The following is a 12,091-nucleotide window of genomic DNA, read 5'->3' as shown; positions in this document are numbered from 1 at the left end:
CAGACAGCCAAGCATCGCCCACCGTGATGCTGTTGGATGTTGCAGGCCGGTCTCCGGGCTCATGAGTGGCGCGCGCCTTATAGAGGCGCAGACCGACGCTGCGCCTTCCCATATCGCGAGCGATACAGTGGCAAAAGGCAGCGTCTTGACTCATTTACCGTTGCGGGGGCAGCGCCGGAATCGCGGCGGCACTGTGTACAAGCGCGCTCACTCACCGGCTTCCCTGTTTCACTCCGTCGACCCATGGGTCACAGAGCACCTGGAACAAGCGGCGAAGGGTAGTAGGTTGAGGGGCGAGCTGCAAGCTTCAAGCAGATAGCTGCAAGCAGGTATCCCCTCCTTGCAGCTTGAAGCTTGAAACTTGCCGCTGCTTCTTACGGATTACGCGCCAGGTTGCCCGGCAACACGCGCTTGGCACTCAGGTAGGCATTCTGCCAATACGCCTTGGACAGGGTGTCCAGCTTCACCGTACCGCCGGTTTGCGGTGCATGCACAAAGCGGCCTTCGCCGACGTAGATCCCGGCGTGGCTGACCTGTGAACCGCCGCCTGTAGCGAAGAACAACAAGTCGCCGGTCTGCAGATTCTGCTCGCTGACATCCTGGGCGCGCATCACGATCAGTTCGCGGGTGGTACGCGGCAGGGAGATGCCGGCAGCATCGCGGAAGACAAACCCGATCAGGCCGCTGCAATCAAACCCGGAGTCCGGTGTGTTGCCGCCCCAACGATAAGGCGTGCCGACCAGGCCCAGCGCGCGGAAGAGCACATCTTCGGCCGCAGGCGAGAAATTCTGGGTGGAGTAGTTGAACACCGGCTTGGGCTTGACGGCCACAGGCGCGGGCGGCGGGCGGCTTGCGCAGGCGCTGAGCAGCGCGGCGCAAAGAATAAGGATCAGGCGGGCCGAGGTCGACATGGGCAGAACAATCCTGGTCTGGATGCGGCTTTCGCTGCCGAACGCTGAAAACCAGAACGCGCAAGCAAAGCTCGCGCGAACAGATTACAACAATGTCCAGGGATTCTAGCGCTTACACGTCAAACTTCAAGTATCACTTTAAGTTTACTTGCTAGCGGTTACCGTCGTCGGGGCCATGGCGAGTGCGCGCTTGGCTTCGATGAAGGTTTTGCTCCAGTAGCTGTCACCCAGGTTATCGACCCGGACACCGCCACTGCGACGGCTGCTGGAGTGGATAAACTGGTTATCGCCCAGGTAGATACCGGCATGGCTTACACGACCACGACCCGCTGTACTGAAGAAAAGCAGATCACCGGGCTTGAGGTTGTTGCGTGCGACCAACGGTGCATCCACGTTGATCATTTCGCGGGTGGAGCGTGGCAGGTTCATGCCAGCTTCTTCGCGGAACAGGTAGCCGATGAAACCGCTGCAGTCGAAACCGGCTTCAGAGGTGCCGCCGAAACGGTAACGGGTACCGATCAGGGACATGCCGCGTTCGAGGATGCTGTCGGCCAGAACGGGCAGCTGGTAAGGCTTGCTGCCATTGAAATTGGCCAGTTCTTTTTCCGTTGCCAGCTCTTCTTCATAAACAGAAGCAGACTGTGCAGCAACGAATTTTGCCTGATTTTGAACCTGTGGTTTTTGCTGTTCTGCCACCTGTTGAGGGTGGGAGGCGCAACCAAACAACAGGGTAACGAGTGCGAGGGGCACGAGGGGTGCGAAGCGATTTAGCATGGGCACGACCGTGGCTGATATGTAAAGAAGACGAGACTATGCCCTCTATCACATCGATTTGCAAATTCAATCGTGATCTATGTGACTTCTTGTTTGGACTATGACATCTAAGCCCTTAACACCCTATATCTGCCTTTTGCGTAGCTAAACCGGCTCAAACGCAGGTTTTCTGGCGCCTGGAATTTGCCGAAAGCCGCGAAAACAGCAGGCCGGCTACCAGCCGAGGGTTTCTTTCAGGAAGGGAATGGTCAGCTTGCGCTGGGCCTGCAACGAGGCTTGGTCGAGCTGTTCAAGCAGGTCGAACAACGCGCTCATGCTGCGCGTGCCGCGGGTGAGGATGAAATGCCCCACTTCGTCGGTGAGGTGCAGGCCGCGACGGGATGCACGCAATTGCAAGGCACGCAATTTGTCTTCATCGGACAGCGGGCGCATCTGGAAGATCAGCGCCAGGGTCATGCGCGACTTGAGGTCGGCCAGCTTGATCGGTAACTCACGTGGCGAGGTGGATGCGGCAATCAGCAGGCGCCGACCGCTGTCACGCAAGCGGTTGAACAGGTGGAACAGCGCCTCTTCCCACTCCGCCTTGCCGGCGATGGCTTGCAGATCGTCCAGGCACACCAGCTCGTACTGCTCAAGATGGTCGAAGATGCCGATACCGCGGCCCATCAACTCCGCCAGGGGCAGGTAAACCGCTGGCTCGCCCATCTGCTCGAACCGCAGGCACGCGGCCTGCAACAGGTGGGTACGCCCTACGCCGTGCTTGCCCCACAGATAGATCAGGCTTTCGGTCCACCCGGCGTCGGCTTCGCAGAGCCGCTCGACATAGCCGAGTGCAGCGGCATTGGCGCCTGGGTAATAGTTGATAAAGGTGGCGTCGTCACGCAGACGCACACCCAAGGGCAGCTGAATCGGTTTCATGCTGACTGAACGGCTCCAAACGAACCGTTAGTGGCCTCTGTGTAAAGTTTGCAAAGTTTATACCCGTGACGCCGGGCGCACAATGCAACAGACCCCAAGCAAAATCAAAGGTTTGCGTTAACTTGTTGGATTTACGCAGATTGTTTGACGCACCGGCTCCAGAAACAACAAACCCGGCCTGGGCCGGGTTTGTTACAGAGGGATTACAGATCGGGGTCTTCAACCCCCGTGTACACCTCCGAATCCTTATACAAATCGTGTACATGGCGCACCAGCACCATGATCACCGCCGCCACCGGCAGCGCGAGCAGAATGCCAGTGAAGCCGAACAACTCACCGCCCGCCAGGATCGCAAAGATCACCGCCACCGGATGCAGGCCGATCCGATCACCCACCAGCAACGGCGTTAGCACCATGCCTTCCAAGGCCTGGCCGACCATAAACACCGCCACGATCCCCAGCATCGGGTACAGGTCACCGCCAAACTGGAACAACCCCGCCACCAACGCCGCACCGATACCAATCACAAAGCCCATATAAGGCACGATGGCGGCGAGACCGGCGATCAGGCCGATCAACAGGCCCAGCTCCAGGCCGATGGCCATCAAGCCAGCGGCGTAGATAATCCCCAGTGCCAACATCACCAGCAACTGCCCCCGCACGAATGCGCCGAGCACTTCATGACACTCCTCGGCCAGAGACACGATGCGCTCCTCACGATTGCGCGGCAGCAGGCTGCGAATCTTGGCCATCATGATGTCCCAGTCGCGCAGCAGGTAGAACGCCACCACCGGGATCAGCACCAGGTTGGTCAACCAGCCAATCAACGCCAGGCTGGAGGCCGTCGCCTGGCTGAGGACCACACCGACGATATCGGTGGTCTGGCCCATATGCTCGCTGATAGCCGCCTTGACCTTGTCGAACTTCCAGAAACCATCCGCCAACCCCAACTTGGCCTGGGCCCACGGCATTGCCGTGTGTTGCAGCCAATCGAGCATCTGCGGCGCCAGCTCATACAGGCGGAACAGTTGTTTGGCCAGCATCGGCACCAGCACCAGCACCAGCGCCGTGATGATCAGGGTAAACAGCGCGAACACCGCCACCACGCCCCAGGTGCGCGACAACCCGGCCTTCTCCAGACGATCCACCACCGGATCGAACAGATAGGCCAGCAGCAACGCGACCAGGAACGGCGTCAGGATCGAATGCAGCAGGAACACAAAAACGCACAGCAGGACAATCCCGCCAAGCCACACCCAACGACGCGTATCCGCCATAAACCACTCCATCTATATAAAGAAGAAAACTGCTACCAACGAAAACGCAGTTGCGCCTGAGGTTCGGGCGCAATCGCAGGCTGAGTGCCATCCACTACGGGTTGCTGGACCGGCACTTCACCTGCTGGAATTTCCTGCAACTTGGCCAGGCTCAACTGGGTACGTAATTGATCGGCACTGCCATTGACGCGGTACACGATGCGATTGCCGTCCACGAGCTGTGGCTGACCGCCAAAAGGCTCAAGCAGATGACCCAGCGCGGCATAACGCTCCAGGGTCATGCCCTGCACTACCAGTAATTGTTCGGTGCTCACGCCAGGCTTGACCGCAAAGCGCGGCGCCAATTTCTGGCTGACCGCCAGCATCACCGCGCCGGCCACAGCGCCGGTGTCGGCCCCTTGCGCGGTGCCCTGCTCGCTCTTGTCACCCAGCCACAGACGCCATTTGGCTTGCCATTGGCTGCCTTCCTGGCGAGCATGCACGGCCAGCAAGGCGTCGGCGCCATAACGCTCAGAAGCGTCGCGCAGCGGTGTGGCGTCAGCACTTTCCAGGTTCGGTGCGGTGGCGACCACTTGCTCATCCAGGTCGCCCAGGGGCAAGCGCAACGGCAAGCCCCGGTGTTGCGCGGCACGGCGCAGCGCTTGGGCGACAGTCTGACCATCACCCACCAGGCTGCTGCCTTCGGTGGAGTCGTTCAGCCACCAGCCGAGGATCGACGGCCGATTGCTGCCCCAGATCGACAAGCCAGCTTCACGCAAGACGCGATCAGTGCTCACCGGGTCGAAATCCACTTGCAGGCTTTCCGGCGGGCCGGCGTCGTAGCCATATTGACTGATGATTTGTTGCGGATCTTTACGAACGGCCGCCAGGCCTGGGCCGTCGGCGGCCTTGGCGTCGCCGGTCAGGCGGATCACCAGGGTCTGCACGGCGCGCTGGGTCGCCTGGTCACGCTCTTGGGGCGACTGGCTGCTGACGGGTTCGAGTACTTGATAGAGGCCATTGAGGGTTTCGGCATGACTCGCCAGGCTGACCAACGACAAACAGCCTACAAAGAAGAATTTACACAGACGCATGGAAGATTCCCGAACGACAAATTTAGCGGCTGGAACAGACCGCGTGAACTCGGTTTGCCAAGGCTGTGACCACGGCGACCGGTAAAACATTCACAGGGTCTTGGTAAGTTTTCGTACTGTCACAACGCTAGCGCCGTAAAGGCTATACCTTAATACGCGCCAAAGCAGACCCGATTAGCATTTTTTTAACACCATATGCCCCTGCCCGTCGGCCCGAGGATGGCCGCTGCCCCTCAAGCCTGATAAAATCGCGCGCCTTCGCAGACCGTCAACGGCGTGGCCTTTATAAAAGCCCCCGCCAGCTCGGTCGTTACCCCTGAATCCCCCCTAAAGGCCTGGATCATGAGCAAGCAACCCTCCCTGAGCTACAAGGACGCCGGTGTAGACATCGACGCCGGTGAAGCATTGGTCGAACGCATCAAGAGCGTCGCCAAGCGCACTGCGCGCCCCGAAGTCATGGGCGGCCTGGGCGGTTTTGGCGCCCTCTGCGAAATCCCGGCCGGCTACAAGCAGCCTGTACTGGTTTCCGGCACCGACGGTGTGGGCACCAAGCTGCGCCTGGCACTGAACCTGAACAAGCACGACACCATCGGTATCGACCTGGTTGCCATGTGCGTCAACGACCTGGTGGTGTGCGGCGCCGAGCCGTTGTTCTTCCTGGACTACTACGCTACCGGCAAGCTGAACGTTGACACCGCTGCACAAGTGGTCACCGGTATCGGCGCTGGCTGCGAACTGTCGGGTTGCTCCCTGGTCGGCGGCGAAACCGCTGAAATGCCAGGCATGTACGAAGGTGAAGACTACGACCTGGCCGGCTTCTGCGTCGGCGTCGTGGAAAAAGCCGAAATCATCGACGGCTCCAAGGTTGCCGCCGGTGACGCCCTGCTGGCCCTGCCTTCTTCCGGCCCGCACTCCAACGGTTACTCGCTGATCCGCAAGATCATCGAAGTGTCCGGCGCCGAGATCGAGAACACCCAACTCGACGGCAAGCCGCTGACCGACCTGCTGATGGCCCCGACCCGCATCTACGTCAAGCCTCTGCTCAAGTTGATCAAGGACACTGGCGCCGTCAAGGCCATGGCCCACATCACCGGTGGCGGCCTGCTGGACAACATCCCGCGCGTCCTGCCGAAAGGCGCCCAGGCGATCGTCGACGTGGCCAGCTGGCAGCGCCCTGCGGTATTCGACTGGCTGCAAGAGAAAGGCAACGTCGATGAAACCGAGATGCACCGCGTGCTGAACTGCGGCGTGGGCATGGTCATCTGCGTGGCGCAAGAGCACGTTGAAACCGCGCTGAACGTACTGCGTGAAGCCGGCGAGCAGCCTTGGGTCATCGGTCAGATCGCCACTGCCGCCGAAGGCGCGGCCCAGGTTGAACTGAAGAACCTCAAGGCTCACTGATGCCTGAGACCTGTGATGTCGTGGTGCTGCTTTCCGGCACCGGCAGTAACTTGCAGGCCCTGATCGACAGCATGCGCACCGGCGACAGCCCGGTGCGCATTGCTGCGGTGATCTCCAACCGCAGCGACGCCTACGGCCTGCAACGCGCCAGGGACGCGGGTATTGACACCCGCTCGCTGGATCACAAGGCTTTCGAAGGTCGCGAGGCCTTCGACAGCGCCTTGATCGAACTGATTGACGCCTTCAACCCCAAACTCGTGGTACTCGCCGGCTTCATGCGCATCCTCAGCGCTGATTTCGTGCGACATTACGAAGGGCGCCTGCTCAATATCCACCCTTCCCTGCTGCCCAAATACAAAGGCATGCACACGCACCAGCGTGCCCTCGATGCCGGCGACAGCGAGCATGGCTGCAGCGTGCACTTTGTCACCGAGGAACTCGATGGCGGGCCTCTGGTCGTACAGGCAGTGGTTCCGGTAAAGTCTGACGACTCGGCGCAGACGCTTGCGCAACGGGTTCACACCCAGGAACACAGGATTTACCCGCTGGCAGTTCGCTGGTTTGCCGAGGGGCGGTTGATTCTTGGTGACCAGGGTGCATTATTGGACGGTCAGTTACTTGCGGCCAGCGGCCACTTGATTCGAACCTAGGAGATTTTATGCGTCGCGCCTTGCTCTTCGCTTTTGCGCTGTTCGCCTTGCCAGCCGTGCAAGCAGCAGACCTTCACCCTTTCTCCGTAAGCTACACCGCCGACTGGAAACAGTTGCCCATGAGTGGTTCGGCTGAACGCAGCCTGGCCAAGAATGGCGACGGCACTTGGACCTTGAATTTCAAGGCCTCCATGATGATCGCCAGCCTCACCGAAACCAGCGTGATCCAATTCGACAAGGACACCCTGCAACCGAAGAGCTACACCTTCGAACGCGGTGGCCTGGGCAAGGCGAAGAAGATCAACCTGGACTTCGACCAGACCGCCAAGAAAGTCACCGGCTTTGAAAACAAGGACGCGGTCAACGTGCCCCTGCAAAGCGGCATGCTCGACAAGTCGACCTATCAGTTGGCCCTGCAGCGCGATGTGGCGGCCGGCAAGAAGAGCATGAGCTACAACGTGGTGGAAGGAACTGACGTCGACACCTACGACTTCCGCGTGATCGGCCCGGAAAAGGTCCAGACCAAGGTCGGCTCCATCGACGCGATCAAGGTCGAGCGCGTGCGTGATCCGACTCAGAGCAAGCGCATCACCCAGATGTGGTTTGCCAAGGACCAGGGCGGCATCCTGGTTGCACTGCGTCAGGTAGAAACTGACGGCAAGGAATACAACATCATGTTGCAGGACGGTACTGTTGACGGTAAGGCTGTCAAAGGTAGCTGATCGGTAGCTGGAACAAAGAGCCTCGCGAATGCGGGGCTTTTTTTTCGTCTGTCGATTGGGTTCCACCCTGACGCGAACATGAAACTTTTGTCATAAAACTCAGCACCCTGCGGCGCAATGTCGCGGTTTACGCGGCCTGCAGGACTGTTGCATCGGCTGCAATGAATTGTTGCGCGAAAAGTCGGTTTACTTAGCAAGCTAACAAATCATATAACAAAGGCCTGCGACGACTTGCCGCAGATCCACCAGAGATTGGAGCAAGCAGATGACTGTAAAAGTAACTGAACGCGACGACGAACATATGTCCCACGAAGCACTGGGCCATGGGATTCACATCTGGGATGTACACCAACAAGACCTGTTGGTCGGCATGTTTCACAACGAGAGCGACGCTCATAATTATAAAAACGAGCTTGAGTCGCTTGAGATGAAACGTCAGGCAGAAAGCTCCTGAGTATTCGCAAGGCTCAGGTACAAGGCCCACGCAGCCTGGATACCTGAAAACACAAAACCCGCCTCTTGAGCGGGTTTTGCATTTATGGGGCCGCTTCGCAGCCCAACGCGAGCAAGCTCGCTCGCCACAATGTTGTTTCTACAGCCTTACCACATCAGATCATCCGGGATCTGGTACGCCGCGTACGGGTCATCCTCGTCCGGCACCTGGCTTTCCGTCAGGATATTGAGCTGCACGATACGCTCCGGTGCGCGCTCCTGGATCTTCAGCGCGGCTTCGCGCGGGATTACCTCGTAGCTGCCGCCGTGATGCACGATAGCCAGGGAGCCGTTGCTCAGCTTGTTGCGCATCAGCGTGTTGACCGACAGGCGCTTGACCTTCTTGTCATCCACGAAGTTGTAGTAGTCCTCGGTGGTCAGCTTGGGCAGGCGCGAGGTTTCGATCAACTGCTTAACCTGGGCGGTGCGGGCCTTGGCCTCGGCTTTTTCCTGCTGCTGGCGGTTCAGTTCCTGGTCGCGCTTGACCTTCTCGGCGTGCGCTTCGGCCGCCAGGCGGGCCTGGGTGTCATCCGCCTCGATCTGGCCTTTGTGGACCAGGCGCTGCTGCTTCTGCTTGTCTTTGCCGACCTGCTTGGCCTGCTTTTGGTTGACCAGACCTGCTTTGAGCAACTGGTCGCGAAGGGAAAGGCTCATGGTGCTTACTCACTTAGGCAACTGCTCAACCGCAGCTGGACACATTCTTTTCCTGACGTTTGGCTTCGCCCCACAGGGCGTCCATCGTTTCGAGGGTGCAATCTTCTATGGATTGGTGCGTATCGCGCAATGCCTGTTCGATAAATCGGAAGCGTCGTTCGAACTTGGCATTGGCGCCACGCAGCGCGGTTTCCGGGTCGACCTTGAGGTGACGGGCCAGGTTGACCGCCGCGAACAGCAGGTCACCAACCTCATCGGCAATGGCCACCGAATCGTTGTCGGCCATGGCCTCGAGCACTTCATCCAGCTCTTCGCGCACGTTATCCACCACCGGCAGGGCCGACGGCCAGTCGAAGCCGACCTGGCTGGCGCGCTTCTGCAATTTGGCGGCGCGGGACAGGGACGGCAGCGCCGTGGGCACATCGTCCAGCAGGGAAAGTTGCTCCGGTGCGTCGGACTTTTCCGCACGTTCCTCGGCCTTGATCTGCTCCCAGCGCTCCTTGACCTGTTCTTCACTCAGCTGCGGGATATCCAGCGGTGCATACAGATCGCCCGTGGGAAACACGTGGGGATGACGACGGATCAGCTTGCGCGTGATGCTGTCGATCACCCCGGCGAATTCGAAGCGCCCTTCTTCCCGCGCCAACTGGCTGTAATACACCACCTGGAACAACAGGTCGCCCAACTCGCCTTGCAGGTGATCGAAGTCGCCGCGCTCGATGGCGTCGGCCACTTCGTAGGCTTCTTCCAGGGTGTGCGGGACGATGGTGGCGTAGGTTTGCTTGATGTCCCACGGGCACCCGTATTGCGGGTCCCGCAGGCGGTTCATCAAGTGCAGCAGGTCTTCAAGCGAATACATCATGGGGTTCGGTTACGCCGCGTCTCGATGATATTCGGTAGCTGGGAAATCCGCCCCAGCAACCGCCCCAATGCGTCCAACCCCGGAATCTCGATAGTCAGGGACATCAGCGCGGTATTGTCCTCTTTATTCGAACGGGTGTTGACCGCCAGCACGTTGATCCGCTCATTGAGCAATACTTGCGACACATCCCGCAGCAAGCCGGAACGGTCGTATGCACGAATAATGATGTCCACCGGGTAGGTGAGCACCGGCACCGGGCCCCAGCTGACCTGGATGATCCGCTCCGGCTCACGCCCGCCCAGTTGCAGCACCGAGGCGCAGTCCTGGCGGTGAATGCTCACGCCACGGCCCTGAGTGATGTAGCCGACGATGGCGTCACCCGGCAGCGGCTGGCAGCAGCCGGCGATTTGGGTCATCAGGTTGCCCACGCCCTGGATCTGGATATCGCCGCGTTTGCCGGGCTTGTAGCCGGTGGCCTTGCGTGGGATCAGCTCCAGCTGTTCGCTGCCGCGTTCCGGCTCGACCAGTTGTTGCGCCAGGTTGACCAGTTGGGCCAGGCGCAAATCGCCAGCACCGAGGGCAGCGAACATGTCTTCGGCGATCTTCATGTTGGCTTTTTCGGCCAACTTGTCGAAGTCCACCTGAGGCAGACCGAGGCGCCCCAGTTCGCGCTCAAGCAAGGTTTTACCGGCGGCGACGTTCTGGTCGCGCGCCTGCAATTTGAACCAGTGGACGATCTTCGCCCGTGCCCGCGACGTGGTGATGTAGCCCAGGTTCGGGTTCAGCCAGTCGCGGCTCGGCGTGCCGTGCTTGCTGGTGATGATCTCGACCTGTTCACCGGTCTGCAGGCTGTAGTTGAGCGGCACGATGCGCCCATTGATCTTGGCGCCCCGGCAGTTGTGGCCGATCTCGGTGTGCACGCGGTAGGCGAAGTCCAGCGGCGTGGCGCCCTTGGGCAAGTCGATGGCGTGGCCGTCCGGGGTGAAGATGTAGACCCGGTCCGGCTCGATATCCACGCGCAGCTGTTCGGCCAGGCCGCCGATGTCGCCGAGTTCTTCGTGCCATTCCAGCACTTGGCGCAGCCAGGAGATTTTCTCTTCGTACTGGTTGGACCCGGCCTTGACGTCGGTGCCCTTGTAACGCCAGTGCGCACACACGCCCAGCTCAGCCTCTTCGTGCATGGCGTGGGTGCGGATCTGCACTTCCAGCACCTTGCCCTCGGGGCCGATCACCGCAGTGTGCAGCGAGCGGTAGCCGTTCTCCTTGGGGTTGGCGATGTAGTCGTCAAACTCCTTGGGAATGTGCCGCCACAGGGTGTGGACGATACCGAGCGCGGTGTAGCAGTCGCGCATTTCCGGCACCAGCACGCGCACGGCCCGCACGTCGTAGATCTGGCTGAACGCCAGGCCCTTGCGCTGCATTTTGCGCCAGATGGAATAAATGTGCTTGGCGCGGCCGCTGATGTCGGCTTCGACGCCGGTGGCCTGTAACTCGGAACGCAACTGGTTCATCACGTCGGCGATGAAGCGCTCACGGTCCAGCCGCCGCTCATGCAGCAGCGTAGCGATCTGTTTGTATTGATCGGGTTCGAGGTAGCGGAAGGACAAGTCCTCCAGCTCCCACTTGATATGGCCGATACCCAGGCGGTGGGCCAGCGGCGCATAGATATCGAAGACTTCGCGGGCGACGCGGTTACGTTTCTCGTCGTCGGCGGTCTTCACCGCACGGATCGCGCAGGTGCGCTCAGCCAGCTTAATCAGGGCGACACGCACGTCGTCGACCATCGCCACCAGCATCTTGCGCAGGTTCTCGACCTGCCCCTGGGTGCCCAGCACCATGGACTGACGTGGGCTGAGGCTGGCGCTGATCGCGGCCATACGCAGCACGCCGTCGATCAACTTGGCCACCACGGCGCCGAAACGCTGGCTGACGGTGGGCAACTGAATATGCCCTTCACGCACGCCGCGATACAGCACGGCGGCAATCAGTGAATCCTGGTCCAGCTTGAGATCGGCGAGGATCTCGGCGATTTCCAACCCGGTGCGAAAGCTCGAAGTGCCTTCGGCCCACAGGTTCTTGGCCGCATTGTCTTGCTGCTCAGACTCGCGAGCGAACTCGCAGGCTGCTTTCAAGGCTTCACGGTCCAGTGCCGGGTCGACACTGATGGCATGATCCAGCCATGCCTCGAGATTGATACTGCCGTCGGTGTTGATCGGCTGGTGTGCTCTCACCTGTACCATCTTGCTTACCTTCCCTACGACGCACCTTCGATGCGCCAGAATTCATCGCCGACCTTCTACTGCTCCCTGGCAGATCACAGGCCCTGGAGACGACAGGCCGGTCGGATTAAACGGGCA

General features: G+C 60.1%; 12 protein-coding genes and 1 riboswitch. Of the genes, 4 read left to right on the top strand and 8 right to left on the bottom strand.

Features of this window, described 5'->3' with window-relative positions:
* Positions 1–26: 26 nt before the first annotated feature.
* Positions 27–278, bottom strand: a riboswitch (cobalamin riboswitch).
* Positions 279–374: 96 nt separating this feature from the next.
* From H096_RS18515 to H096_RS18495, 5 genes are all read right to left on the bottom strand, one after another.
* Complete coding sequence (locus H096_RS18515; protein ID WP_028617370.1) at positions 375–911, bottom strand: C40 family peptidase; 537 nt, start codon at positions 909–911, stop codon at positions 375–377.
* 144 nt (positions 912–1,055) lie between these two features.
* Positions 1,056–1,685 carry an NlpC/P60 family protein gene (locus H096_RS18510; protein ID WP_033900694.1) on the bottom strand — a complete coding sequence of 210 codons (630 nt, stop codon included), beginning with the start codon at positions 1,683–1,685 and terminating at the stop codon, positions 1,056–1,058.
* A gap of 213 nt (positions 1,686–1,898) precedes the next feature.
* Complete coding sequence (gene hda / locus H096_RS18505; protein WP_033900693.1) at positions 1,899–2,603, bottom strand: DnaA regulatory inactivator Hda; 705 nt, start codon at positions 2,601–2,603, stop codon at positions 1,899–1,901.
* A gap of 203 nt (positions 2,604–2,806) precedes the next feature.
* Complete coding sequence (locus H096_RS18500; RefSeq protein ID WP_033900692.1) at positions 2,807–3,880, bottom strand: AI-2E family transporter; 1,074 nt, start codon at positions 3,878–3,880, stop codon at positions 2,807–2,809.
* Positions 3,881–3,912: 32 nt separating this feature from the next.
* Entirely contained in the window at positions 3,913–4,953 is a 1,041-nt protein-coding gene (locus H096_RS18495) for a DUF2066 domain-containing protein (protein WP_033900690.1), read from the bottom strand.
* Between the two features lie 342 nt (positions 4,954–5,295).
* On the opposite strand from H096_RS18495, the gene purM reads away from it, so the two are divergent.
* The 4 genes from purM (at position 5,296) to H096_RS18475 (ending at position 8,180) form a co-directional block, all read left to right on the top strand.
* Positions 5,296–6,354, top strand: a complete 1,059-nt coding sequence (gene purM, locus H096_RS18490; protein WP_016976515.1) for a phosphoribosylformylglycinamidine cyclo-ligase — start codon at positions 5,296–5,298, stop codon at positions 6,352–6,354.
* Positions 6,354–7,004, top strand: coding sequence for a phosphoribosylglycinamide formyltransferase (purN, locus tag H096_RS18485; protein WP_033900687.1), 651 nt, complete (start codon positions 6,354–6,356; stop codon positions 7,002–7,004). Before purM ends, purN begins: the two co-directional genes overlap by 1 nt.
* 8 nt (positions 7,005–7,012) lie before the next feature.
* Positions 7,013–7,726 carry a DUF3108 domain-containing protein gene (locus H096_RS18480; protein ID WP_033900686.1) on the top strand — a complete coding sequence of 238 codons (714 nt, stop codon included), beginning with the start codon at positions 7,013–7,015 and terminating at the stop codon, positions 7,724–7,726.
* Positions 7,727–7,991: 265 nt separating this feature from the next.
* Complete coding sequence (locus tag H096_RS18475; protein WP_033900685.1) at positions 7,992–8,180, top strand: hypothetical protein; 189 nt, start codon at positions 7,992–7,994, stop codon at positions 8,178–8,180.
* Between the two features lie 146 nt (positions 8,181–8,326).
* Here H096_RS18475 and H096_RS18470 read toward each other — a convergent pair whose 3' ends face one another.
* Genes H096_RS18470 through relA form a run of 3 tightly spaced genes read right to left on the bottom strand, consistent with a single transcriptional unit; the run spans position 8,327 to position 11,974 of the window.
* Positions 8,327–8,872 (bottom strand): DUF2058 domain-containing protein, encoded by a 546-nt coding sequence (locus H096_RS18470; RefSeq protein ID WP_033900683.1) that lies wholly within the window; start codon positions 8,870–8,872, stop codon positions 8,327–8,329.
* 25 nt (positions 8,873–8,897) lie between these two features.
* Positions 8,898–9,731, bottom strand: a complete 834-nt coding sequence (gene mazG / locus H096_RS18465; RefSeq protein WP_028617376.1) for a nucleoside triphosphate pyrophosphohydrolase — start codon at positions 9,729–9,731, stop codon at positions 8,898–8,900.
* Positions 9,731–11,974: a GTP diphosphokinase gene (relA, locus tag H096_RS18460; protein WP_033900680.1), complete on the bottom strand. Its 2,244-nt coding sequence runs from the start codon at positions 11,972–11,974 to the stop codon at positions 9,731–9,733. The genes mazG and relA overlap by 1 nt, the downstream gene beginning before the upstream one ends.
* Between the last annotated feature and the right edge of the window lie 117 nt (positions 11,975–12,091).

Source organism: Pseudomonas sp. FH1 (genome assembly GCF_000510895.2).
In the GTDB taxonomy this organism is placed as follows: Bacteria; Pseudomonadota; Gammaproteobacteria; order Pseudomonadales; family Pseudomonadaceae; genus Aquipseudomonas; species Aquipseudomonas azotoformans_A.
Note: the sequence above shows the minus strand (reverse complement) of the source record. Positions and strands in the feature narration are given on the sequence as shown.